This window comes from Hymenobacter profundi, from assembly GCF_019334315.1.
Taxonomy (GTDB): domain Bacteria; phylum Bacteroidota; class Bacteroidia; order Cytophagales; family Hymenobacteraceae; genus Hymenobacter; species Hymenobacter profundi.
Genome location: NZ_JAHWGL010000002.1, coordinates 90,149 through 113,608, shown reverse-complemented (window position 1 = coordinate 113,608; position 23,460 = coordinate 90,149). Strand labels below are relative to the sequence as shown.

At 55.1% G+C, this 23,460-nt stretch carries 21 protein-coding genes; 7 read left to right on the top strand and 14 right to left on the bottom strand.

The window, feature by feature from the left end:
* Position 1: 1 nt before the first annotated feature.
* A complete protein-coding gene (locus KYK14_RS01450) occupies positions 2-1,132 on the bottom strand; it encodes a putative metal-binding protein (protein ID WP_219156346.1) in 1,131 nt (376 codons plus the stop codon).
* Between the two features lie 390 nt (positions 1,133-1,522).
* Between KYK14_RS01450 and KYK14_RS01445 the strand changes: the two genes are divergently transcribed.
* Entirely contained in the window at positions 1,523-2,575 is a 1,053-nt protein-coding gene (locus tag KYK14_RS01445; protein WP_219156345.1) for a helix-turn-helix domain-containing protein, read from the top strand.
* Positions 2,576-2,585: 10 nt separating this feature from the next.
* A complete protein-coding gene (locus KYK14_RS01440) occupies positions 2,586-3,107 on the top strand; it encodes a PIN domain-containing protein (protein ID WP_219156344.1) in 522 nt (173 codons plus the stop codon).
* A gap of 54 nt (positions 3,108-3,161) precedes the next feature.
* On the opposite strand, the gene KYK14_RS01435 is transcribed toward KYK14_RS01440, so the two are convergent.
* Both KYK14_RS01435 and KYK14_RS01430 read right to left on the bottom strand, forming a co-directional pair.
* The gene (locus tag KYK14_RS01435; protein ID WP_219156342.1) at positions 3,162-4,175 is read right to left on the bottom strand and encodes a tyrosine-type recombinase/integrase; all 1,014 of its coding nucleotides are present in this window, start codon (positions 4,173-4,175) and stop codon (positions 3,162-3,164) included.
* Positions 4,176-4,274: 99 nt separating this feature from the next.
* Positions 4,275-5,270, bottom strand: coding sequence for a hypothetical protein (locus KYK14_RS01430; protein ID WP_219156340.1), 996 nt, complete (start codon positions 5,268-5,270; stop codon positions 4,275-4,277).
* A 269-nt stretch (positions 5,271-5,539) separates the two neighbouring features.
* Between KYK14_RS01430 and KYK14_RS01425 the strand changes: the two genes are divergently transcribed.
* The 4 genes from KYK14_RS01425 (at position 5,540) to KYK14_RS01410 (ending at position 12,145) form a co-directional block, all read left to right on the top strand.
* Positions 5,540-6,472: a toxin-antitoxin system YwqK family antitoxin gene (locus tag KYK14_RS01425; protein WP_219156338.1), complete on the top strand. Its 933-nt coding sequence runs from the start codon at positions 5,540-5,542 to the stop codon at positions 6,470-6,472.
* Between the two features lie 113 nt (positions 6,473-6,585).
* On the top strand, positions 6,586-7,212 hold the full coding sequence (locus KYK14_RS01420; RefSeq protein WP_219156336.1) for a hypothetical protein: 627 nt from the start codon (positions 6,586-6,588) through the stop codon (positions 7,210-7,212).
* Positions 7,209-8,102 carry a hypothetical protein gene (locus tag KYK14_RS01415; RefSeq protein ID WP_219156334.1) on the top strand — a complete coding sequence of 298 codons (894 nt, stop codon included), beginning with the start codon at positions 7,209-7,211 and terminating at the stop codon, positions 8,100-8,102. Before KYK14_RS01420 ends, KYK14_RS01415 begins: the two co-directional genes overlap by 4 nt.
* Before the next feature lie 215 nt (positions 8,103-8,317).
* Positions 8,318-12,145, top strand: coding sequence for a PIN domain-containing protein (locus KYK14_RS01410; protein WP_219156332.1), 3,828 nt, complete (start codon positions 8,318-8,320; stop codon positions 12,143-12,145).
* 128 nt (positions 12,146-12,273) lie between these two features.
* Here KYK14_RS01410 and traN read toward each other — a convergent pair whose 3' ends face one another.
* From traN to KYK14_RS01355, 11 genes are read right to left on the bottom strand one after another with little or no spacing between them, the layout of a single operon-like run.
* Positions 12,274-13,137, bottom strand: a complete 864-nt coding sequence (gene traN, locus KYK14_RS01405) for a conjugative transposon protein TraN (protein WP_219156330.1) — start codon at positions 13,135-13,137, stop codon at positions 12,274-12,276.
* Positions 13,138-13,151: 14 nt separating this feature from the next.
* Positions 13,152-14,354, bottom strand: coding sequence for a conjugative transposon protein TraM (traM, locus tag KYK14_RS01400; protein WP_219156328.1), 1,203 nt, complete (start codon positions 14,352-14,354; stop codon positions 13,152-13,154).
* 12 nt (positions 14,355-14,366) lie between these two features.
* Entirely contained in the window at positions 14,367-14,981 is a 615-nt protein-coding gene (traK, locus tag KYK14_RS01395; RefSeq protein WP_219156326.1) for a conjugative transposon protein TraK, read from the bottom strand.
* A 39-nt stretch (positions 14,982-15,020) separates the two neighbouring features.
* Positions 15,021-16,133: a TraJ family protein gene (locus tag KYK14_RS01390; protein ID WP_219156324.1), complete on the bottom strand. Its 1,113-nt coding sequence runs from the start codon at positions 16,131-16,133 to the stop codon at positions 15,021-15,023.
* A 57-nt stretch (positions 16,134-16,190) separates the two neighbouring features.
* Complete coding sequence (locus tag KYK14_RS01385; RefSeq protein WP_219156322.1) at positions 16,191-16,520, bottom strand: hypothetical protein; 330 nt, start codon at positions 16,518-16,520, stop codon at positions 16,191-16,193.
* Between the two features lie 38 nt (positions 16,521-16,558).
* On the bottom strand, positions 16,559-17,200 hold the full coding sequence (locus KYK14_RS01380) for a hypothetical protein (RefSeq protein ID WP_219156320.1): 642 nt from the start codon (positions 17,198-17,200) through the stop codon (positions 16,559-16,561).
* Between the two features lie 30 nt (positions 17,201-17,230).
* Positions 17,231-17,878: a hypothetical protein gene (locus tag KYK14_RS01375; protein WP_219156318.1), complete on the bottom strand. Its 648-nt coding sequence runs from the start codon at positions 17,876-17,878 to the stop codon at positions 17,231-17,233.
* Between the two features lie 21 nt (positions 17,879-17,899).
* Positions 17,900-20,395, bottom strand: a complete 2,496-nt coding sequence (locus tag KYK14_RS01370; RefSeq protein WP_219156316.1) for a TraG family conjugative transposon ATPase — start codon at positions 20,393-20,395, stop codon at positions 17,900-17,902.
* Between the two features lie 26 nt (positions 20,396-20,421).
* Positions 20,422-20,754 (bottom strand): DUF4133 domain-containing protein, encoded by a 333-nt coding sequence (locus KYK14_RS01365; protein WP_219156314.1) that lies wholly within the window; start codon positions 20,752-20,754, stop codon positions 20,422-20,424.
* A gap of 10 nt (positions 20,755-20,764) precedes the next feature.
* On the bottom strand, positions 20,765-21,082 hold the full coding sequence (locus KYK14_RS01360; protein WP_219156312.1) for a DUF4134 domain-containing protein: 318 nt from the start codon (positions 21,080-21,082) through the stop codon (positions 20,765-20,767).
* Between the two features lie 53 nt (positions 21,083-21,135).
* Entirely contained in the window at positions 21,136-21,978 is an 843-nt protein-coding gene (locus KYK14_RS01355) for a hypothetical protein (protein WP_219156310.1), read from the bottom strand.
* Between the two features lie 391 nt (positions 21,979-22,369).
* On the opposite strand from KYK14_RS01355, the gene KYK14_RS01350 reads away from it, so the two are divergent.
* Positions 22,370-23,431, top strand: a complete 1,062-nt coding sequence (locus KYK14_RS01350; protein ID WP_219156308.1) for an NAD(P)H-dependent flavin oxidoreductase — start codon at positions 22,370-22,372, stop codon at positions 23,429-23,431.
* Positions 23,432-23,460 lie beyond the last annotated feature (29 nt).

The following is a 23,460-nucleotide window of genomic DNA, read 5'->3' as shown; positions in this document are numbered from 1 at the left end:
CTCACGAAGCAATGCGCTGAGGGTCCGGCGGCAAAGCCATGTTTACGTTGAACTGGTAACCCGTCAACGGGTTGATGCCATAGGTATAGAGTACATCAATGATGTGACCTAAGGTGCCCACAGTGGTGCCGCGGTAGAGATGCCAAGAATCCCCTGTGTGAGCAGGGTGTTCATGGTATTCCCGAGTACCGCGTACACACAGGAAGGGCGGACCATCAGGCGCATGGTGCTGAAGTAATGGCTGAACACTCAATTGGATGGCACCGTTGGCGTCCGGCTTGGGCAGGTCGCCATTGCGCTTCAAGAACTGAGTGGGCATTTCCTCCACGCGTAGCGCCCGCTCGGTAAACGGGTCCACGAATTGAACAGAAGGCGGTTGTAGGTCGTATTCTGAGAAGTCAATGCGAACACCGAAGAGCAGCGGAGTGGGACGGAGTCGGGGAGCGGCGAAGCCGAGCAAAACATATGGAAACTCAGCTTTTAGCAATAGAATGCCCCGAGCACGCTGCGCCACATCACTAGAGCGGAACTTGGCTACTTCATCGTTGAATTTAGCGCGTGTTACTTGTGGATCTACCTGTGCTGTACCTATATGTTTTACCAGTTGCGGTTCTGGCAGGACCTGCACATCGGTTGAACCGCCAGCTCCTACTTCCTTGGAAAGAAACAGCTTGGTCAGAGGTGCGAATGCATAGTCTTCTACCTTCCGGCTCAGGTCGAGAACAGTTCCTTTGTCGTCTGTGAGCGTCCACTCAGATAAAGGGTATTCAGCATTACCGCTTTCATTGAGGGCATGTTGAGCAATCACATGCAATGGTTGGTGCACATTAGCTTCTACTCGTGTCTCAGCCGTATTGACAATGACAAGCAACGTGAGGCGCTGTTCCTGCTTGGGACCTTTATCATCAGGCTTTTCTTCCTTGGGGTCTTTGGGACCACTGCCACTTGGCTCATGATTTTTGGGCTCCTTGTCTTTTGACTTAGACGAGGCATTATCAACCGTTTCTTGGTTGTTTGCAGAAGTGCCATTACTGGTAGGTGAAGCGCCTACTGGTACAGCAGATTGAAGGTTGTTAGGTGTGGGGTCAGGGGCAGGGTGACCATTGTGCCCGTTGGGAAGAGAGTCTTTCATAATAGGTGTGTTTGGAATAGAATACTCCGGCTGGTGTGAGAGAAGTGGGCGAAAAGTGCCCGGAATAGAGGCCGGCCATTGGTATAGGATATGCTGCACAGCGATACTACCTTTGTAACCGAAACCTCTAAGAATGGCCTTGGGTATGCTAGCCCAAGTGTTCGTTGACCGCGAATCGTTCTTTAAGCCCTCTTCTTGTTCGAGCAGGAAGGGGGCTTGTCGTTTTAAGCAAGGCGTGTTGTAAGATTTCTGGTTATGTTGACCTTACAAAGATAAGCGAAGATGTAGATAAAAAGTTGCAACATTTGCTTTTCGTCAACCAAATGACTACCTTTGTAAAAGCAAAGCGCTATAGTTCAGCGCTTTAAAAACAGAATTATTTTTCCGTTTATGATAAATTTTCCCGACCGTCTACGCTCAGCCCGCAAAGCAAAAGGCTGGTCGTTACAAGAGCTTGCCGAGCAAGTGGGGAATATTAGCAAGCAAGCGTTAGGCAAATACGAGCAGGGCTTGATGAAGCCGGAGGTCGATACGCTGTTTGGCTTGACGAAGGCTTTGGGAGTAAAACCTGATTATTTCCTAAAGCCGGCAAGGGTTGATTTGGGCGCAATCAGCTTTCGGAAAAAGGCCAGTCTGAAGGTAAAGGAGCGGGCAGTCTTGGAAGAGCAGATTCGGGACTATCTTGACCGTTACCTAGAAATAGAGGAGTTGCTTCAAATACAGCATGAATTCGTCAATCCTCTGGGCAGAGCCAATAAGGTATCCAGCTACGAAGAGGTCGAGCAGGCTGCATACTCGCTGCTAACGAAATGGAAATTGGGAGTTAACCCTATTCCTAATGTTATTGAGACTTTAGAAGATAATGGCATCTGCGTTTTTGTGCTTGATGCGCCAGCCTCTTTTGATGGTCTTGCTACTTGGGTAGGAAAGCTGCCAGTAGTCGTATTAAATGGCACTAATACTGTGGATCGCCGGCGATTCACGGCCTTGCACGAGTTGGCTCATCTGCTGCTGCAGATTAATGCGGCCGACGATAAAGAGGAGGAAAAATTCTGTCACCGCTTCGCCAATGCCATGTTGCTACCGAAAGAGGTAGCCTTGCGAGAGCTTGGGGAAGTGCGAACGAGCATTTCTTACGGAGAACTGCTTTCTATCAAAAAGCAGTATGGCATATCAGTACAAGCTATTATGCGCCGGGCATTTGACTTAGGCATAATCAAAGACAGTTACTATCGCTACTTCTGTATTAAGATAGCTCCCAATCGTAAGGAAGAAGGCTTTAGCAGGTTCACCTTCGAAGGCGAAACCATGAAGTCGTATCGATTCGAGCAGTTGTTGTTTCGACTCGTTGCTGAAAGTATTGTTACCGAGAGCAAAGCAGCTGCACTAGGCGGGATGAGCGTATCCGCGTTGCGGGAAAAAATAGATCCCGTACTTGCCTAAGTATAGCCTTATGACAACAAGTATACCCAGTGGCCATATTGCTATTCAGGATACCAGCGTAATGCTGGACTTGTCCCGAGCAGGGTTAGTACAGCATGCTTTCCGGCTGCCTGTAACTTACTGCACTGCCGAGCAAGTTTTTCAGGATTTAAGTGGGGTGCAGCAGGCGGAATTCTCGCCCTATATTGAAACTACGCAGTTACGGACGGTAGCCATGGATGGGGCCATGTTTGCAACTATCGCGGAGTTCTCGGCAATGCACCGTGAGTTGTCAGAAAACGACTTGTCAGTTTATCATTTGGCCACCACTAATAATTGGCCTTTGATTGCCAGCTGTAATAAGCTGCGTTCCTGTACCCGAAGCCTTGGCCTGACGGCACATAGCACTTACTGGGTTCTGGATTTACTAGTGGAAAATTCATTGGTAACCATTAAGCAGGCTGGCACATTGCTACAGCAAATGGCGACCGCTAACCCTCGCTTAGCTCCTGAAGATTACGAGAAGAGAAAAAAAATATGGCAACAGAACTAGCTTGGGAAGAGACCCTTGGCCTTATCACTGTATAGTATCTGAATGCGAACTACACTACAACCCTAAGTTCTGAGCAGCATTGAAGCTTACCACGTCATCTAAACGTGAGTAACGGTCAATCATCGCATCCGTCTTCTGCTTCGTCTGGTTCTTGATAAAACGGTTAGACTGCCCCCGAAGCACCGACACGGTAATAAAGGAAACGCGGAGCGAGTGGGCCGAATAGTTCTTCTCCGGAATCTTGTGGCCTTCTTCATCGTGGTTTAGGTGCAGCTGCACCAGCTCATTGACCCGCAAGGGGGATAGCCGCTTCAAGGTGGGCAGGGCTTGGCCTTTGACCTTGCCACGCTTTAGGGAGACAAACAAGGGGCCGGTGCTGCGGCCCAGCTGCTGCAGCCAGGCCCGGGTGCAACGCACCGGGCAAAAGGCCGCCGTCGCAGCGTAGAACACGGCTTTGTCTTCGACCTCGCCGGCCTGGTTGGTTTTGCTCTTGGCCAGGTGCACAATCAGGGCCCGCTCCGTGAATTCCAGGTGCTCCACGTCCAGGGCCACGAGCTCGGAGCGGCGGAAGGCGCCGGCGAAGCCCAGCAGCAGCAGCGCCCGGTCACGCAGGCCCGCCGTAGTGGTGACGTCCAGCCGCCGGATGCTTTCCTTGAGCTCTTCGATCGTAAACGCCGGCGCTTGCTTTTGCCGCTTGCCCAGGGTGCGGGTGATGCCTTCCATAACCAACGCCAACTCGTCGGCCCGCACCGGCGAGGGGTAGCCGCGCAGCTGGTGGTGCTTGTGGATGGCGGCCAGGTGCCGCCGGATGGTGGAGAGCTTGCGCGGGATGTCAGCCAGGTCGGCCACGTACCGGGCCACAGTGGCCACGTCGGCCGGCAGCGGGTTCAGGCTGTGCAGCTGGCAGAAGTCCCCGAAGCTTTTCAGGTCGGCTGAGTACGCGAGCACCGTATTGTCGGCCCCCTCCAGGCCAGCCTTGATGTAGCGGGCCACGTTGGCCGCGGCCGTCGACAACTGCGAGCCCAAGGCGTGCGGTTCGTCGGGAATTCGGGTGATTTCGGTGCTCATGCGGGCGAAGATACTTTAGGTATCATAATTAAACGTTATGATACCTAAAATATGGACGAGCCGACAGACAGTTGGCTTCTCACATTATGACTGAAGAGCTTACGGGTCTGTTACTGCTCCCTGTACTATGGGTTTATAAAAAAGCCCTCGACCACTGGGAGCTACCATCTCTGCCAGGGCACCAACGAACTCTAATTCGCGCGCCTGGGTAACCGGGTAAAACGTCTGAAGCCGCAAGACCTGGTTAGTCTGGCCACCGCTATGCCTTTGATGAGCCTTAAACCAGATGGCGTACACAGTACCATTGATTCGCACATATGTCCGCTCTCTGTTAAAGGAAGCGCATGGAATCAAATGGAAGTACTCCTGAAGAATCGCTACTAATTCGTTAGGCAGGTTCTCCGGGTTGAGATTTTGGTCGACGTGATACGATGTATCATCTTGGTACTCCTTAACATGCTGCGCGTAGTGGCGAAAGAGGATATGAAAGTGAGCAAAACCATCAATCAGGATGGTATGTCCACAAGCCGTGACCAACTGCTCAGTAGCTTTCAATTCCTGATAGAACTTGCGAACCTTCAGGTATAAATACTTGCTGTGCAGCACCACGCTCTTCTCTGCATGCTGCTGGAGTCGGCTGCCTTGTCGGCGGCGTAGCGCGAACTTGCGGCTGTTCTTTAAATGGTTGCGCGACTCTTTTCCAACATACTGGAGCAGCAAATCAGAGTGGTTGGTTGTTTCGATAACCTGCAACCACTCTCGATACTGAGTTTCTAGAAAGGCAACATCTTGGTCAACCTGGTGCTGTGGGATTATCCCGAAAGCATCATTAGCCCTCAACTGGCCACTAAGGTTTTGGTGGTAGGTTAGGTAGCACTTATTGAACAGGTGATTTACACAGCCGGGGCAGTCGTGAAGGTTGAAAAACTTGTTGCCATCTTCACCCCGCAAGGTTTCCATGACCGAGCAGGCGTAAAATTCTTCGGCTAAGGACAAGTTCTGCCCTGCTTGAAGGAGATTAATAAGCTCTTGCGCCGTTTGCTGGTGTGTCTGCGGATTGCGTCTTGATTGGGCAAGTTGAGTCGCTGAGTACATCGTTATACGAAAGGGCTAAACAACAGCAGGCTCGGCAGCAAGCATGAGACGGCAAAGGGTAAAATCGGGTGCTACAGCCTGAGAAGTAGAAAGAGTCGATACGGCCAGCATAGCGGCAAGATACGCTCTATGGCCCTCCGGAGGGAGTTTTTAATGACAATGGCAGTGGCATTGAAAATCATAATATCAAGTTGGCCGGATTATCATGAAACCGACTTGTTAGTACATTTACCGACCACCTTTCTGTGTTTTCTCTTCGCTTTCCCCTTATGGCTAAACTTTACTTTATACAGTTCCTACTTCTTATAAGTGTTCCCACACTGGCTCAGAAGTCCAAAACTACCGTGCCCTTACCACCGACCGATACGGTTTACTTTGACCATGATTGGGAGCGCACGGATATTGCGCAAGACCGGGTCTATGCTCGCATTGCACGTCATGGTTCTGATGGTCTCACCGTCGGCACCGTAAGGGATTACTTCTATCCATCTTGGAAGAAGCAATTCGAGGGCAAATTGATAGGTGAAGCACCTGACGTTGCCTCCGGACTTTGTGCCGCGTGGTACGAGAATGGCAAACCGCACTTCACCGGCACTTATATAAAGGGTGCTCCGCAGGGAGACTACCGGGAATGGCGGGAGGACGGTCGCGAGATTAAGGTAAAGCTTAAGTGGCAGGAAGCACTGGCATTGTCAACAGCAAAACTTCATTCTTATTACAACTCGGGCAGTTCACGGGTAATGGTCCCGGTACCGTTGCCTCCTGGTACCGTTGGTGTGGTATACAAAATTGATATCCGTGATGAAGGTCAGCCACCGATCACCTGGAGTACTGCGATCACCTTGGCTGCAGCCTACGCAGCAGCGCCAGTAACTGGAGGTGCAAGTCTGCTACTTACAGCAGGAGCGAAAGCGTTAGCTTCTGAGGCGCAGCAGACGCCACCTGAGGTCAGTACCAAATGCCGGTTTTTTGTGACCGATGATACTCAACTCACGGTTCCTTTCATGGCGCCAGCAACGAAAGGTCAAATGCCCCCGGTAGAGCATTGCTTTCGTTCGGCAGTCAATGTTACTCAAGAGTCAAGGTCATTCGCCGTGGCACCTGGAACGAGCCAGATTTTCATCTGCGTGCAAAATGACAACTCCCGGACTGCCGCAAAGCTCAGTATATCAGTTAATGCGCTAGTCAAGAGTCGGGAGTAAAACCAAGCCGCAATAAAGCAGAGTAAAGAAATAATTTTACTCGTTTATCACCGGGTCAGTTTCGATAAGAGCTTGGCTCATTCTTTTCAGGCTCCTGTTTAACGTTTCTATAGATGGACGACTTTCACTACACCCCTCCCCTTGCTGAGCGCCTTCCCCTAAAGCTGACCGTTGAGCAAGACACGACTACCGTCGCTAGCTTAGCAGCACGTCCATGGGTCGACGAAGAGCTTCGCGCCTCCTTGCACCGAGCGAACATAGTCTTTGTGCAATGGGAATCATTCCGCGATATTGACCGGCCAGTGTTTCCGACGCATACCGCGGAGCTGTTCCATTATTTTCAAGAAAATACCCCGCCAGACATCCAAAGCGAAGTCGCTGTGCGTGATGAAGACTTTAGCGAAGTCTCTTTGCACGCGGACTTGGTTTGGCTGCCAGACATCCTGATACCGGTGGGTACGCTGGTGGTGCTACCCGTCGTAGTTAACTTGATTTCCGAGTGGTTGAAGCAGCGCCTATTAGACCGTCATGCGCGAACCGATGCCAAACTGCAAGTCATAATAGAATCTCCTGATGGGGGCTCAAAGCGTCTGATTTACGAAGGTCCGGCGGACGAATTGTGGCGAATTACAAATCTTGCGCAACAAGTGGCAAGCGCCGATGCTACCGCACTCGCTCCTGTACCATCGGTGCCAAAATCGTTGGAAAAGCCAGCCGATACGGCTTCAGATAAGCAATGACTGGTTCAGAAAAGCTTATCTCCGACCACCCTCTGCTAGCGCGTCCCCGCTCTTTACTGGCCGACTACAAACGCACCACTCCGCAGCACGCGACACTGCTCCGCGAACTTGCGCCGTGCCTCGCCTCGATTAAACGCACCGCTGTTACCGACGGAGACCAGCACCTAGCCAAGGCGGTTTGGTGTTTGGAAACAGTAGCTGCAATTCAACGAGGGTATTTGCGGGTTTTTACGCTCTTAAAGAAATCGCGGTTCTATGCCGCCTGGCGTGAGCTAGAGATCATCGAGCTTACGCTTCGCGCGTTGGCCCAACATTTTACCCCGTTTGATGAGTCGTACGGCTTAGCTTTTATCCGGATCACTACGGCACGTTGGCAGTCGCTTTATCCCTATTCCGTATTCGCGAGCCCCGAAATCTGGAAGCGGGAAGTACGGTGCGGGCTTTGTGACGCGGTAATATCTCTGCGCAAGGGGTGTGGACACCAACCTGGGGAAATTTACGACGGCGAGCGTTGCTTTCGTAGAGTCACCGGAGCGGACGTGCTTGCAATAGCCATTGTTCACAATCCGGTCCAGAAGTATTCGGTGCTGTTTACCGCTGACCCCGCCGCTAGTGGCGGAAAACCGAATAAAGAAGCCTACCCTTTGCTGCAGTATGTCATCAAAGGTCTATCATCGCCATGGAATGAATGGAAGATAGAACGAACAACAATCCGTCATCCCCATGTCCGCTATAGAGATGCTGACCCCAACGAGGCATGTCCATGCGTAAACCCACAGGGAAGCTACGCGCAATGTTGCTTGCCACAAGAAGGCGTGCTACGCCCTCATGTGGTCGTTCAGTTCTCTGTACCGCCGCCCTCGAAGTTCTTAAAGCGTGTTTATGCTTGATTTAAGCCATAGGCCGAAGACCTCGTGGCCGAGCTGCTGGTACAGGTGGCGCGGTGGCCGGAGTTTGCCGCCGCTGCCGGTATGAGTGACGAGCGAACGGCCGCTATCGGCGCGGCGCACCGACGCTTAACTTGACTAGAAGCGGATAGTGGCAACCACTAAATAGTCACGAAGTGAATCCATTCTTAGAAAATGAATCTTGAATAGTTCGCCTTATGGAGTTAACAACTGCAACTGCGCTAGTAACAACAGCTATTGGTGTATTGGATTATATTGGTTTAAATCCAATCAAGCTAACAGGGCGTGAAATCGGTAAGCAGAGCACCGATTACGTTAAGAACCTGATTGCGAATCCTTCTTATAAAGCGCAACTCACGAAGATTATTCAGCGCCTGTTGGACGAGTGCCGCCAGGAATATGGAGTTAGTCCGCTGGATACCCAGTTTAGATTCTTTCAGTTTCCTGCCTTCTGGGAGATTGTGCTAACGTATCAGCTTTTTGGGGAAGACCCTCAATTATCGCCGGATGATTTTGCTGGGTCTGTACAACTTATCCGACCAACCCAGCGGGAGCTAGATGACTTTGTCGGGCGTTTAATGACTGCGATAAAGGAAGATAAGGAACTGAAAAAGCGGTTTGTTGAAGAAAATTACAAGGAAGCAGCTCTACGCTTTGCGTTAACGGGCACCCAACAGTTGGCTGAATTGATAGCAAGGCCTGACGCAGTAAGCTCCGGCATCGTAAATGCTGTGCTGGACAGCGTCGAGCGAGAAGAGCTGGCAAATTATCGACCTTATTCAGCCTTACGTCAACTCCAGCGCCTACAATCGGTCGTAAGCCGTCAGTTAGCAGCGGATTTGCCACTGCAAGCAAGGTTGAACTATTTATTGGGCAAAACCCACCAGGAAATTGCCGAAACGGACCAAGCTGATAAGTTTTTCATCCAGGCATACGCGTTACACCCAATTACAATACTTTATGCCGAGCAGGCCGCCCGCGCCTATTTTAGTCAAAACTTAATGGCTGAGGCAGCTGCAACTGCCTCAGCCATTAAGGTCATGCACCCGTTAAACCCCATCGCCGCGGCCGTACTATTATCACTAGATAACCCTACAGGTTTTGAAGCGCGTTTAGCGGAAGTACCTCAGCTAATTGCGCAGGACGAACAGTTTAAAACGACGACGTTACACCTAATGGCTGGTAAGGCCACTGCTGGTTCTGATTTGGCTGAAGTATTGTTGCGGAAGGACCTAAGCCCTTATCGTCCTAGCAAACAACTCACGCCAGAAAATCGGCGTTTCCAAATCGTGTTAGCGCTGTTCGTGATTGAGCGGGCACTGAAGCAAATTTCACCGATAATAACCATTGATGAACCTCATGTACCGCTTCGGGACGAGGCAGTGAGTGCTGCATATGAGGTAATAAAGCAGTTTACTGATTTACTACAGCTCACCGAAAAGGCGGCCTTTCTTACACATCACTACTATGTTAGAGGCTTAACTAGGTGGCTGCTTAGCGGTGATATAGAAGATTACGCCGAACTACGTCGTCGCTTTAGCGCACTATCGGCGGAGGAGCGGCAGCGCTACGGCCATCAACTCGTTTTTGCGCTGTACCAAGCAGCAGAATACGAAGAAGCTCTGAAGATTATTAATCAGATTGATACTAGCAAGCTACCCGAGCTAGGGTTTATGCGGTACACCGTGCTGCGAAAGCTTCAGCGGCCCCGTGACGAAGTTCACGTTGCATTGGGGCAGCACATAAAGGAATTGCAACGGATTGACGACGTCACATTTTATCGAGCTCTTATCTACTTAGAACACTGTGAAACAAACGCAGAGCAGTTGGCTTTTGTCGAAGAAATTCTCCAACGCGAGCAAGTAAAGCCGGGCTTAGCAGCCACACTTTTGCAAGCACATGCGTGGGTAGCTGCGCCCGAACACCGAGAGGAGGCCATTGAGCTGCTACAAAAAGCTGCAAACTTACTGCAGCCAACCACCGATGCTGTCTATAGACAGGAGGTGGCCAACCTATATCACGCACTGAAAGAATACGAATTAGCTGGGGTAGTGCTGGAAGGATGGCCTGGGTTCCCGCATGCACTAGATAAAGGTGCTGAGTGGCTGCGCTTGAGTATTCAGTACCATCGGCGTAGTGACAGTGCCGAGTTGCGCGAAGGCCTGAGGGCATGGCGGCAACAGCACGGAATTCACTCAGAATTTTGCATCTGGGAAATCCAATTAGCTGAGATGCTACGCGATTGGGAGCGGATGTTGGAAGTGGTAGCAGCTGCAAAAGGTCATATTTCAGATGTTTCGGGACTGCGTTGGGCAAAACTAGTGGCCTTAAATAAGCTGCAGCGTAAACCGGAACTGGAAGCCGAATTGCGAGAGATCGTGTCAGAACCGACCAGCGTTGAGCGGCGGCATGTGTTTAAGGTTGCTGAGTTGGCTGCCCGCATAGGCCACCTAGATTGGGGTCTTGAGTTAGTTTATCCGCTGGCCAGCAATAAAGACGACAAAGTAGCCCGTGGGCATTTCTTTCATCTTATGCTGGGCCAGCGGCAGGAAGAATCCTTGAGGGAATATGCTCAAGCTCAAGTAGGCACTGCCCTGAAGTACAGTGTTGACGGCATTGTTCAGCCCAGACTGGCATTAACTGCGGCAATAGTTGATGGTGGACTAAATCCCCTGGCTGACGAACTCCTCGGCAAAACAAAGGGTCACAAATACCCAATGACCCACCCGGCCACGGGACGGCCAATAACGGTGGAGATTATGGAGATTACTGATGTCTACGATGGCTTGATGCGGGAGATATTTGAAGATGGGGGCCAGAAAGATGCTACCCTTCCATTTGAGGCTATGGATATCGAAGGCCCTGAAATTGAGCATATTCATGCAGCGCTTAGCAAATTAGCGGGCGCTGAAGGGGCCGCGCGGCAAATTCGGACACAGCAACTTTTGGCTGAATACGAAACTGGTGAAAGCACATTCTCGACGCTTACCGCAGCTCTTTTTGATGGTGATGGCTTAAATACCTGGCATACTCTCACGGCACAAAGCCAGACGGGCGTTCCTGGTGTTATGGTGCCGCCCCGAAGTGTATTCGATGCCGTATCGATATCCAGCGACCAGCAATATATCTTAGACTGGACTTCGCTTGCCTTACTCTATCAACTGAGTCAAGAATTTGAAGTTGTTCCACCGCAAAGACTGGGAATTTCACTCTATATCGTAGAATTCCTCGAGGATAGGCTTCAAAAACAGCAGAGTGCCAAACCCGTTGAAACCACCGCTGAGGTAATTGGGACGAGCGTTCGGGCTCATGTGTACCCGGTTAGCATGCATGATAGACAGATTGCTTACATACAAAGCCTGCTGGTTTGGATTAAAGCGCACTGCGAAACACGTGTGGTGGTAGAAAAGCTTGATGTGTTGCGACAGGCAACGTTGAGCGAAGGGCATCACCAGGAGCACATGCAGTACATAATCGACACAGCTTTTCTGGCGGCACCCATCAATACGCTGCTGGTTTCAGACGATACAACCTTCCTTCAGTTTTCTCTGCGTTCGGGGAATACCATTAGCTCAGAAGCATTTCTAGCAACTTGTTTTCCGGACCAGTTTCAGAAGCAATTGTTGCCTAAAATGTTAGATCTACATTACGTGGGCTTAACAATTGACAAAGACACTTTGCTTCGTGAGTTTAAGCAGGCTGGGGGGAGCTTTACTGGTCGAGCACTGCAATGCCTCAAAAGCCTTCCCCGACAAGTGGTTTCGCACCCGGACACGATGCAAGAAATTACACTGTTTCTGCGTGAAATCTATTTGCTCCCTACTCTAATGCCTGAGCAGCGGAGCCGGGCAGCTAGCTTGGTGTTATCAACTTGTCTCACCCACTTGACACTGTCACCAAAACTAAAGACGCTGATTCAAATGATGCTAAATCTGAAATTTAATTTACTGCCTATGCAGCTACGGGCAGTTACATCTGATTTTGAACAAGCATGGCAGATTAGCTTGAATTCCAGGAATGCATAAAACTTAAATAGAGTGTGAGGTAGCTGCAAATCCGCGATGTACAGACAGCTAGTCTTACATTTCTGCTATAAGTGTGCTTGAGTAAAGGATGGTTGCGCTCGTGAGGAGTGTAAGGACTGCGCAGCGTCTTATTTGAAGGTCCGAGCCTTAAGCAGGTCAGCATTTGAGAGCTTAAGCTTGACGTTGCGCCCGCCGCCTTTCTCGTAGACTTCGATGATGAGTTGCTTTTGCTCGGGGATGGTAAACTTCTTGAAGATGTAGACCTGTTCGAGCTGGCCCTTGACCTCAATTTTCTTCAGGCTACCATTGAAGACATAGATAGGCGTGATTTCCAGGGCTTGTTCGGCCGTACGCTTAGCTACCTGCTTGTCCTGAATGTAGAATTTTACGAAGTCCACGTCATAGGTTACGTTCGACTTGTTGGCGATGCGCAGCGGGAAAAACAGCGTTTCCTGCTTGTAGCCCACATTTCCGGCGCGTACGCTTAGCTGGTTGGCACTCTCACTGGTTGAAGTACCACCAGCCGCCAGGGCCTGCCGGGAATAGGCATCCAGATTGCCCTGCGGTATTGGCGAGTTCGACAGGATGGCTGCTCCCTGAGGCGATGAGGTTGACCCAGCCGCGCCCAAGTCGAGGCTGAGCACCTTCGGGTCGTGTTGGTAGTTTACCACGAAGGAATACAGCTTGCCATCCGAAGTAAGCACAGTCATGTTGGATTCCGGAAAACCTGCCGAAGCTGCTTTCACGCGCACGATGTTCTCCGCCCCTGTGGCTTTGGCAGCAATCAGCCCCGAGCTGCCCAGGTCGACGTAGGTGACCGGGAAAGGGAAAACCAGGTGCGTCGTTTTCTGGTCGCTGATGTAGAGCGGGTATGTGGGGAGCTTGTTGGCTTCCGAGTACTGCAGCATACGAGCCGCCGAGGTTTGGGCTTGTGTGGTAGCGCCACCTAGAGCCAATACCAAGGCACCGGTAGCAAGAAGGGAGATTTTCATGAATGTGGGTGGGGTTATTCCTTGTCTACTTTGAGCATCACATTGTACCCGGCCTTGAGGCGGACCTTGACCAGGCGGATTTTCTTCTGGCCGATGCCTTTGACCGCGCTTACGGCCACGCCCGCGGCGGCCATGGCCGGGTCCGCGCTCATGGTCATCATGTCCGCCGCGCCCAAGCCTTCCGCGCCCGCCTGCTTGGCGGCGTCGCGGGTGATGGCGCCCGGAATGTGCAGGCCTTCCAGCCCATCCACGTCGTACACTTCCAGGGCGGCCGGAAAGACGCTGTTGCCGGATTTGAGTGTTTCGATGGCAATGCTCAGGCGCTCCCCGGCCAGGCTGCACTTGCCGTAGATGAAGGTGTTGGCCGGCAGCTGGTGACCGTTGATGAGAGCCGACTCCGTGAGCCGCATTTTCACCAGCGAGCCGCTAACTACTTCCTGGGATTCGTGGATAACCGCGGGCAGTGTATTGGCGTCTCCACCCGTCCCGGTTTCTGCGTCAAATCCTTGAAACGAAGCCGTCCGCCGACGTCCCGGACCATTTGAGCCCAGGCGCGATACGACGGCATCGTCATCAATTGCCCGGAGCCTGGTCGAAGGCTTTTTCTTCTTCTTAGGTGCAGCTGCCACCGCCCGTGGGGCCGCCCCACTAGCACTGTTGGACTGCGCCAGGAGCGCGGCCATCTGCGCCTGAGCCCGGGCCTCCGAAAGCTCCCGCTCATGCTCCGAGCGCATGAGCTGCATTTGCTCCTCCGGGGTGAGGGCCCCGGGTTGGGTAGCTGACTGCGCCGTCGTATTAGTAGCTCCTCCATTGAGCTGCGCCTGTTGCGCGGCAATCAACTGCTGCTGCGCCTCAGCCACTGACCGGTCCACCGAGCCGTTGGGGCCAGGCCTGCCGTCGGCGCCCACGGCATACGAAAGCCCGTTGCCGGTGGCAGTATCGACGCGGGCGTCTACCAGGCCCCGGTTGCGTAGGGTATCTACCGGACTCGCGTAGGCTTCCAGCTTGCTTGACGTAATGGAAGCCTGCTCGGCCTTGGGCAGATTGGTGTTAAAGCCCGACGCGGTGTTTTGCGCTTGCGCCGGCGTGCCGGTGCCGCCCCCGCCCAGGTAAAACATCACGGCCAGAAAGGGCACGCCCACCACTGGCAGGAAGGTGGCCATCTTGCGGGTCCGATAAAATTGCGCGTCTCGCAGGGTGCTGTTTGCGGTTGCCATAACAGGATAGGGTTAGCGAGGGAGCGTGCTGAGGTCCTCATTCTTGAGTACTCGCCAGTTTTCCATCAGGAAGCCGTGCGGGTTGTTTTCTGAGCGCGTCACGTCCCGCAGCGAGCACTCAGAAAGGAAGTTGCGGGTGGTAACCGAGGTCGCCCGGATGACCCGTTGATGGCCGTAGCACCGCGCAGCCAGCGGGCGCGAGTTGATGATGACTACACTGTCCACGCTCATTTCCAGGCTGATGTTAGCGGCAATCAGGTCGTTGTAAAAGCCCTTCTCTTTGAAGTTCTCATACTGCCGCTTGGCCGAGTTGTCGGCCAGATACAGGGCCTTATTGACATTGCTGTCAATGGCTTTCTGGTCGGGGTCGAGCGTGAAAAACAGTTCGTGAAAGCGCGTGACGTGGCTGCGAGCCTCCACCGGCCGGTTGGCCCGCGCATCCCGGGCGCCGGCGGTGAGCAGCTGCCCGCCTTCCAGGACGTAGATGCGCTGCGCCGCGGCGTTCGTGGTTTGAAACGCGAAGTAGGCGATGGTACCGGCCAGCAGCAGCACGGCCAGAATGAAGACCAGGGCCAGGGTTTTAACCTGCTGGAAGGCGGAATCAATGGTTTTCAGGGATGCGAACATGCGCGTCAGAATAGGTGGGAGGAAATGAGAATGGGCCGCTTATCCCCGCATGCGGTTAATGCGCTCCCGCACGGCCGTGCCGGCCCGGTGGCCCAGGGACTCGCCCCGGGTCATGTTACCCGTGCCGGCCATGCCGGCCAAGCCCTGGCCCACTCCTACCGCGCTGCCCATGGCATCCGCCCCGGTCCGCAGGCCGGCCCCACCCATGGCTCCCGCTACTCCGGCAGTGGTGGCGGTTGAAGTGGTGATAAACCGCGTGGCCGCCCGCCCGATGTCGGAGCCGTCAATGAGCATGTCCGCCGCTTTGGGCACGAACAGGTAGCCGGCAATGGCCAGCACGAGCATGCACAGGTAGGCGATATCGGCCGACTCCACACTGCCGCCGGCCTGCAGCTGCCGGATGTTCTCATTGAGCATGGTCACCTGCACGTGGGCCAGTACCGCGGCGTAGATGTTGGCGACCGGCACCCAGAGCGAAATCGTGAGAAAGTAGCCAAACCATTTCATCAGTCCCCCTCCAAAGCCCGGGATGATGGCAATGCCGAAAGCCAGCGGTCCGGCAACGCTGAGTAATACCAGCAGGAAAGTGGAGATGAGGCTGATGGCCAGCTTCGCGGCCAGGGCGCCCAGCTCCAGAATAGATTTTGTCCACTCCCGGAAGTTCTGGCCTACGGAGTACTGCACCTGATTGAACGCTAGGCTGGCTTTGCGGCTCACGTCCAGCGCCCCGAGCTGGCCTAGCTCCTTCTCGTATTCCTCGTTGATTTTCATATCCGACTTGGCTTTGGCATCGGCCGCTAATTGGTCCCGCGTCGCCGTGAGCCGGTTTACTTCCGCAAGCTGACCCATCCGTATTGAATCCGTACCGTGGGCTACGGCCATTGTGATGCCCCGCAACGCCCCGCACAGCGGCACGAACAGCAGAATGGCCATGCCGATAGCGAAGGGCCTAAGCAGGGGAAACAAGTCAATGGGTTCAGCCCGAGCGATGTTGCCCCATACCCGGCTGCTGATGAACAATAGAGCTCCGATGCCCCCGATGGCGCGGCCCAGGTTAATAAACAGAGCGGTAAACGTGAGCATTTCTGTGTAAATGGCTTCAAGCTTTTGCTCATACACAGCCATGTTCAAATCAACAGCGGTTGGGTCCATAAGGGAGGGAAGAAATCAAATCGAGAGAGAAGGGGGCCAATAGGGCTGGTAAACTGTCTACTTTACTACTTTGGAATATTCACCAGCTCCTGTTACCAGCAGATGGTTTTTTTCTTCCAAATAGATAATGTCCATAGCCCCTAGTCCGGTATTTACCGTGAGCTTATGGTTGTCCTTATCGTAGGTAACAGGAACTTCTTTTTTGCCCTCAAGCAGCGTCAGATTATCCCCGCGCTGCTGAATGGTCATATGCGGGCGCGTTGGGCTTTCCAATGACTGCCATTCACCCATAAACTTGTCTGTTCCGCCGGTAGAGGAACATGAGGTTAAGGCGAACATTGCGGTAGTGGCAACTGCGCTGAGCAGTTGATTTAGCTTGCTTTTCATAAGGTCGAAAGTGGAGGTGGAAGGAAAGGCCGACCGCCCTAGCGGGCAGTCATCAAGGCGTTCATGGCTTCGCGGTCCTGCACCTGCTGGGCCTGCTGCTGCGCGATGGCCCGGCACTTGTTGCTGAAGTAGTTCATCAGGTGGTGCTGCTTGGTGATGCGGTCGGCGATGTTGTCGATGAATTCAAGCCTCTCCGGGTCCGTCATCTTTGACTTGTTAGCGCTAAGCACTCCGGCCAACTCGCTCATCAGGCCGATGTTCTCCTGCAAAATGCCCTGGTACACCGTCGAGGCCTCGCTGAGTTGAGCCGGCGAGAGCTGTTTCGTCCGCAGCTCCGGGATGGCACTGGAGAACTCGCTAATCATCTCGCTTTGGTGCGTGTAGATTTCGCGCACCCGGCGGTAGTTGCGCACGCCAGCACTAATTTGCAGCAGGCTGCTGTACCACTGGTCGTGTAGCTGCTGGGTTTTGTCGATGATGCCCTTGATCTTGCCGCTAACCACTTTCATGTCGCCCGCGAGCAGTTTGCCTTGCCCCAGCAGCGTGGTGGAAACGCCCTGGTGCACGACCTGCTTGCGGGACTGACTTTCCGCAATCGGGGCCGAGATAACCGATTGGGCGTAAGCCGGAGCTGCGAAAAGGGCCAGGCCCAGCGCGAGTATCTTGGTGCTAGCTTTCATGGCAGAGAGCGTGAAAAGTGAGCGGTAGGACTAGCGGGCTCCCATCAGGGCGTTGAGGGCTTGCGCGTCCTGCGCCTTCTGCTCGGCTAGGTGCATCTGCACGAAGTTGCGCTGGGTATAGTAGTTGATGAGACCTAACTGGTCGGATATCTTGACGTCCAGCTTGTCGATGAAGCGCATGCGCTCGGCGTCGGTCATCTTGAGCATGGCCGGGCTGACGATGGTCTGTAGGTCGGAAAGCGTATTGGCGCTTTCCGTCAGCATTTTGGTGTACACGCTGGTCATCCGGGAAAGCTGTTCCGGCGGCACGTAGGGTGACTGCCGCAGGGTCTCAATCGCCGTGGAGTAGGTCTGGATGATGCGGCCCTGCTTCTCGAACACGGACTGCACCCGCCTGTAGGTGCGCACGGCCGAGCTGACCTGCAGCAGCCCGTCGTACCAGGTCTTGGCCAGCTGCAGGTTCTTTTCCGAGAACACCTTGGTCAGCTCCTGCTCCTTCACGCCGGCTTTCACCAGCACGTTGGCAGCCTTGGAAAGGCCCTTCATGGTGTTCTGCAGCCCGGTCTGCACGCCGGACTGCACTTCCAGCACCGGAGCGGTTACCACGAGCTGCGCCGAAGCCTTCGAAGCACTAAGCGCGAGGATGGCCAGGCCGAGGAGGATGACTTTCGTTTTCATGATTTTTCCCTTTTGTTGAAATCAGGCGCCCACCCCTTCCCGCAGCTCGGCGGCGAAAAGCTTGATGGCCGTGGGCATGTCGCCGGTCTGCCGGAACTTCTCGAACAGCCGCACTTTCTCGGTTTCCTCGGTGGTGTAGGTCACGTATTCTTCCTTCGACACCTCGATGGCGTACACTTTGGACACGACTCCGCCCAGGCTGATGAATACCTCGGTGTAGCGGCCCCGGGCGGCTTTGTTATCGCGGTTGATGCTCAGCACCAGGTCCTTTTCCTTAGGCGTGAGCGAGAGCAGCGCCTGTATCTCATCAAAGCGGTTGATGAACTTGCGCTGGTCGAGCAGAATTTTGCAGTCCGAGTTGTTGATGATGGCGTCCTTGACAATCTCGTTGCCGATGATGTCGTCAATCTCCTGGGTCACCACGATGGCCTCGCCGAAGAACTTGCGCACCGTCTTAAAGAGGTACTTGATGTAGGCCGCCATGCCCGGCGTCGTGAGCGCCTTCCAGGCCTCCTCAATCAGAATCATCTTGCGCACTCCCTTGAGCTTGCGCATCTTGGAGATGAAGGTTTCCATGATGATGAGCGTGACCACTGGAAACAGAATAGGATGGTCCTTGATGTTGTCGAGCTCAAAGACGATGAAGGGGGCTTGCACCAAATCCAGCTCTTGCTCGGAATTGAGCAGGTAGTCGTACTCCCCGCCCCGGTAGTAGGGTCCGAGCACGTAGAGGAAGTTGTCGAGGTCGAAGTCCTTTTCGCGGACCTTTTCCTCTTCCAGCACCCGGCGGTAGGTGCCTTTAACAAACTCGTAGAACGTGTTGAAACTGGGCTTGATATGCGCGTTGGCTTCGAGCATTACATAGTACAGGCTCACGGCCGTGGACAAGGACACGTACTCCGACTGGCTCACGCTTTCGTCGTCCTTTTTCCAGAGCGCCTGCAGCAGCGTTTTGATGGATTCCTTTTTCTCGACGTCCAGCTTGCCGGATATCAGGAAGGGGTTGAAGGCAATGGGGTCGTCCTCCTCGTAGGTGAAGTACACCCCGCCCACCAGTTCGCAGAGGCCCTTGTAGGAGTTGCCGGTGTCGACCAGCAGCACGTGGGCGCCCTGCTCGTAGTACTGGCGCACCATGTGATTAGTGAAGAAGGACTTGCCCGAGCCCGAGGGGCCGAGCACGAACTTGTTGCGGTTGAAGATGATTTGCCGCTTCATGGGCTCATCCGAGAGGTCCACCAGCACGGGCTTGCCGGTGAGCCGGTCGGAGAGCTTCACGCCCTTGGTGGCCCCGGTGGAGCGGTAGTTGGTTTCGCTGGCCCAGAAGCAGACGGCCTGCTCGATGAAGGTGTAGAAGGTTTCTTCCGCGGGGAAGTCGCCGGCATTGCCCGGAATACCGCCCCAGTAAAGCGCGGCGATGTCCACCGTGTTCTGCCGGGGCTTGCAGTTCATGGCGTTGAACGCGGCGTTCACCAGCTTGCGGGTTTCGGTTAGCGCGTCCTCGTTGGCTGACCAGGTGAGCACGTTGCAGTGCACCCGCACCGGGCGGCGCTTGCAGGCCAGCAGCTCGTTGAGGAAGGCATTGTAGTACTCGTGATTGATGGCGTTCTGCCGGGAGTAGAGCGAGAGCGAGTTGAGCCGGTCCTTCTTCTGCTCGAAGGTTTTGACCGTCTTCTGGGTGTTGTCCAGGAACACGTACTGGTTCAGGATGTGATTGCAGCCCAGCAGCAGCCCCAGGGGCGCAGCAAAGGAGATGGGAAAGTCAGAGTGCTCGGTGCTGTATTGCTCGTAGCGAATGTCCGTTTCCACCGAGGTGGGCAAATCGTCGAGGTTGGCCACCGAGAACATCTGGCAGTACTCCGCCCCTACCTTCAGCCCGTTGGTAAGGTCCAGATCCACCTGCCGGGCTTGGTCGGACAGGTCCAGGGCCAAGTACTTTTCCAAGAGCCCGGCCGCCTGCTCGGTACCGGCCAGCTCGTCGGACGTGAGCCGGTGCGATTTGATGTAGGGGGCGTTGGTGGGCCCCACCCCTTCCAGCGTGCGCACGAACTGACCCACGTTGTCGAAGAAGCTTTCCAGCACCTTGGCGTCGAGCATCTCCCGGGGCACGATGTTGCGCCGGGCCAGCAGCCCCGCCGAGCTGCCCCAGTCCGGGCGCTCGGAAGAGCACTTGGTGATAAACAAGTAGCAGAAGTGGTTGAGGAAGGGCCGCTCATTAAAGTGCCGCTCATAGGACGAGGAGAGCAGCGTGCGCTCGGCCTCGAAGCCGGGGGCGTACCTATCCTCCACGTACCAGTCCTGCTTGTGCACGACGCAGTGGTCGGGCAGCAGGCGCACGGCCTTCACAAAGGCCGACTGCAGCTGGGCGTAGTCTTCCCGCGAGAGGGTGAAGACTTCGGGCAGCTCCAGGCGGAAGGCCACCGTCACGTCGGCATTCTTCGATACCAGGCAATCCTTTTCCACCTTGTAGATGGGCTGCTTGGATTCCAGGGAAGCGGAGGGCAGAACCTTGTTGCTCATGGGTGGGAAAGCACCCGGGCCGGCCGTTAGGCGCGGCCGGTTGGGTTCTCGTTAAGGCGTTGAAAGAGCCGGCTGTGCCGGTTGGTGATGTACTTGGGTGAGGAACGCCGGGCCGCGGCCTTCATCAGCCCGTGCTCGCCGTAGCGGCGGTTCAGGGCAAATACCCCGGCCCACATGCCGCCCCCGGCGGAGAAGGTGAGCAGCGTGGTCAGCAGCAGCGGTACACCCGTCAGGTAGCAGGTCACGAACAGGGCAAACACGAGGGCGATGCCCGCCACCAGGAAGTAGATGTTGCTGCCCACCAGCCCCTTGAATTCCACGGGCTTGTTGATGCCCCGGTTCAGGTCGTAGACGGGCATGGCCGGCGGCTTACAGGAAAAACGAGCGGACTACCGTGGCCACGATGACCAGGAAAATCATGGAGCCGAACCAGGACACCGCCGTTTTCTGGGTGTCCTGGTCGCCGGAGTTCCACTTGCCGTAGACCTTGATGGCTCCGACCAGCCCGAGCACCGCGCCGATGGCATACATAAGCTTGGTGAGCGGGTCAAAGTAGCTGGTCACCTGCGTGGTCGCGTCCTGAATGCCGGCCGTGCCGTTACCGCCACCGGTCTGGGCGTAGAGCAGTGGGGAGGTAAGCAGGAGCGCCAAAAGGATCAGGGAAGTGAAAAAATGCTTCTTGTTCATCGCAACAGGGAAAAAATAGAGGAAAGGGAATTGGGTGAAAGGACAGGCTTGATTCATACTTCGTCCATTTCCAGCAGAGCATTTAGCTCCGCGTTGAAGTGGCCCAAGTGCTGGGCCATCTGCTCGGCCAAGCAAGAGCCCTGCAGGGCCGCGGGCATAGGCGGATTCTGCCCGGCCTGCAGCAGGGCGATGTATTCGCTGACCGAATCGGCCGCGACCAACTGCGAAGCCGGCTCCGCAGTAATAATGTCCAGCAGCGACGCCACCGGCTCATCGAACGTGGCCAGCGGCTCGTAGCCGCTCATTACTGAGTCAGCCGGAATGGTCTCCGGCTCCAGGGCCGGGACAATGGGCTGAATTTCTTCCTCCACATGCTGCGCAGGCATTTGCTGCCGGACCAGCGCCGCTAGTCGCTCATCGGCTTGGTCAGCCTCTTCGGTCCGGGCTTCGTCCTGCAGTTGGGCTTGGGTCTGCGCAACGTGCGAAGCCTCAAAGGGCATTGCCTCATGGGCACTCTCGTCCTGGCCGGTAGCGGCAGCAGTGGAGTCAGGCAACTCCCCTCCTACTACCGGCTCAGACGCCGTGGGCAGGTTTTCCGCCGCGCCGGCTTCCGTACTTTCTGTTTCAGTGTCGGCATCGACAGTAGCGGCCTCCCCCGCCGCCGGGGCGAAGGCTGAGGTTGGGCGCACCAGCGCCGGCGGAGCTACCACGCCCGCTGCGTCAGCAGCCAGGGCGCGGCTGCCAGGCTTTCGGCGGGACGAGAGCAGGTCGGTGAGCTCCTGCCGGTAATAGAGCAATCCGACTACCAGGTAGTAGAGCAGGACCAGGGCCAGGATAAACAGGCCAAACTGGCTCCAGGAGTAAGCGCTGAGCATCGACTGGGAATAGCGTGGCACCCCCAGATCAGCTGACCCGGGCGGGAACATGCCAAACCGGAGTTTGACGCTGCAAACCTATCGGGGCTCTACACCCGATTGGTAGAAAGTTGACGAACGGTTGAAAATGGATGGTGAGGTGCAGAAGTCACACACGAACGGCGCCTTGTTGACCCCCAGCTCTACGCTGACGCTTCGAAGTGAAATATGGCACCAGTGCCGGAGTCAAGCGCGGCAGTTACCCACCTAAAAAGTAGGTGCATCAATGGTGAGTTGGTTTCTTGTTACCCAATTAGGTCGCTATTCTCACGCCAACTGCCGCGCTGCCAATTGTGACCCACTTGCGTAAAGGGTAGGCAGTGTCAAGCTATTCAGTTTCTTTTCGTCCCGAATTATCCTAGCCCCAACCGCGATGAATCCTTTCTGCGAGCGTTTAGGTCTTTTATACCCCATCATTCAAGCGCCGATGGCGGGTGTTTCTACCCCGGCGCTGGCCGTGGCCGTGTCGGAGGCTGGAGCCTTGGGCTCGCTGGCCGCCGCTGCCCTGAATCAACCTGAAGCCCTCGCCCAACAACTTGCGGCGCTGGCCGCGGCTACGTCGCGGCCTATAAATGTCAACGTGTTCTGTCACCAGCCCAGTCCTGCCGACCTAGAGCACGACGCGCAATGGTTGGCTTACTTACAGCCCTACTTTGCTGCCCTGCACACCATGCCCCCTGCACAGTTGCAGGAGGTCTACCCCAGCTTTCGAACGGATGACGCGCTGCTGGCTGTGCTCGTACAGGCCCAGCCCCAAGTGATTAGCTTTCACTTTGGCCTGCCCACACCGGCGCAGCTGGCCGCCCTGCGGCAAACAGGTGCCTTGCTGTTGGCTTGTGTTACCTCTCCGGCCGAGGCGCAGGCAGCGGAAGCGGCCGGGGTAGATATGCTCGTGGCGCAGGGCGTGGAAGCGGGTGGGCACCGGGGCACCTTTGATCCAACCTTCGAGCCCAACATCACGACGCTAGACCTGACCCGTCAAATCGTGCCGCACTCTCGCCTGCCGGTCATCGCAGCCGGGGGGCTCATGGACGGCGCCGATCTAGCAGCTGCTCTGCGCGCCGGGGCAGTTGCCGGACAGTTCGGCACGGCGTTCGTGGCCTGTCCCGAATCAGCCGCTTCCGCTGCCTACCGGGCGGCGCTGTTGCACCAGCCGCCCTTGCCAACCGCCTTGACTGACGTCATCTCCGGCCGGCCGGCGCGGGGCCTGGTCAATCGTTTCATGGAAGACGTTGACCAGCCGGGTCGCCCCCCTGTGGCGGCCTACTCGAGGGCCTATCAGGCCGGCAAGGCCTTGGTCGCCGCGGCCCAGCAAGCAGGGGAGTCGGGCTTTGCTGTGCAATGGGCTGGTACGGGCGTGGGCCGGGCGCGGGCACTACCAGCGGCAGAGTTGGTCCGCACGCTGGCCGCGGAGCTGCACCAAGCTATGGCGTAGGAAGCATTCTTTTTATCTGGCCTATATGC

What these genes read in the sequence shown, in the direction of transcription:
- KYK14_RS01450 (WP_219156346.1), bottom strand. Translation starts at nt 1,132, where the DNA reads ATGAAAGACTCTCTTCCCAACGGGCACAATGGTCACCCTGCCCCTGAC.
- KYK14_RS01445 (WP_219156345.1), top strand. Translation starts at nt 1,523, where the DNA reads ATGATAAATTTTCCCGACCGTCTACGCTCAGCCCGCAAAGCAAAAGGC.
- KYK14_RS01440 (WP_219156344.1), top strand. Translation starts at nt 2,586, where the DNA reads ATGACAACAAGTATACCCAGTGGCCATATTGCTATTCAGGATACCAGC.
- KYK14_RS01435 (WP_219156342.1), bottom strand. Translation starts at nt 4,175, where the DNA reads ATGAGCACCGAAATCACCCGAATTCCCGACGAACCGCACGCCTTGGGC.
- KYK14_RS01430 (WP_219156340.1), bottom strand. Translation starts at nt 5,270, where the DNA reads ATGTACTCAGCGACTCAACTTGCCCAATCAAGACGCAATCCGCAGACA.
- KYK14_RS01425 (WP_219156338.1), top strand. Translation starts at nt 5,540, where the DNA reads ATGGCTAAACTTTACTTTATACAGTTCCTACTTCTTATAAGTGTTCCC.
- KYK14_RS01420 (WP_219156336.1), top strand. Translation starts at nt 6,586, where the DNA reads ATGGACGACTTTCACTACACCCCTCCCCTTGCTGAGCGCCTTCCCCTA.
- KYK14_RS01415 (WP_219156334.1), top strand. Translation starts at nt 7,209, where the DNA reads ATGACTGGTTCAGAAAAGCTTATCTCCGACCACCCTCTGCTAGCGCGT.
- KYK14_RS01410 (WP_219156332.1), top strand. Translation starts at nt 8,318, where the DNA reads ATGGAGTTAACAACTGCAACTGCGCTAGTAACAACAGCTATTGGTGTA.
- traN (WP_219156330.1), bottom strand. Translation starts at nt 13,137, where the DNA reads ATGAAAATCTCCCTTCTTGCTACCGGTGCCTTGGTATTGGCTCTAGGT.
- traM (WP_219156328.1), bottom strand. Translation starts at nt 14,354, where the DNA reads ATGGCAACCGCAAACAGCACCCTGCGAGACGCGCAATTTTATCGGACC.
- traK (WP_219156326.1), bottom strand. Translation starts at nt 14,981, where the DNA reads ATGTTCGCATCCCTGAAAACCATTGATTCCGCCTTCCAGCAGGTTAAA.
- KYK14_RS01390 (WP_219156324.1), bottom strand. Translation starts at nt 16,133, where the DNA reads ATGGACCCAACCGCTGTTGATTTGAACATGGCTGTGTATGAGCAAAAG.
- KYK14_RS01385 (WP_219156322.1), bottom strand. Translation starts at nt 16,520, where the DNA reads ATGAAAAGCAAGCTAAATCAACTGCTCAGCGCAGTTGCCACTACCGCA.
- KYK14_RS01380 (WP_219156320.1), bottom strand. Translation starts at nt 17,200, where the DNA reads ATGAAAGCTAGCACCAAGATACTCGCGCTGGGCCTGGCCCTTTTCGCA.
- KYK14_RS01375 (WP_219156318.1), bottom strand. Translation starts at nt 17,878, where the DNA reads ATGAAAACGAAAGTCATCCTCCTCGGCCTGGCCATCCTCGCGCTTAGT.
- KYK14_RS01370 (WP_219156316.1), bottom strand. Translation starts at nt 20,395, where the DNA reads ATGAGCAACAAGGTTCTGCCCTCCGCTTCCCTGGAATCCAAGCAGCCC.
- KYK14_RS01365 (WP_219156314.1), bottom strand. Translation starts at nt 20,754, where the DNA reads ATGCCCGTCTACGACCTGAACCGGGGCATCAACAAGCCCGTGGAATTC.
- KYK14_RS01360 (WP_219156312.1), bottom strand. Translation starts at nt 21,082, where the DNA reads ATGAACAAGAAGCATTTTTTCACTTCCCTGATCCTTTTGGCGCTCCTG.
- KYK14_RS01350 (WP_219156308.1), top strand. Translation starts at nt 22,370, where the DNA reads ATGAATCCTTTCTGCGAGCGTTTAGGTCTTTTATACCCCATCATTCAA.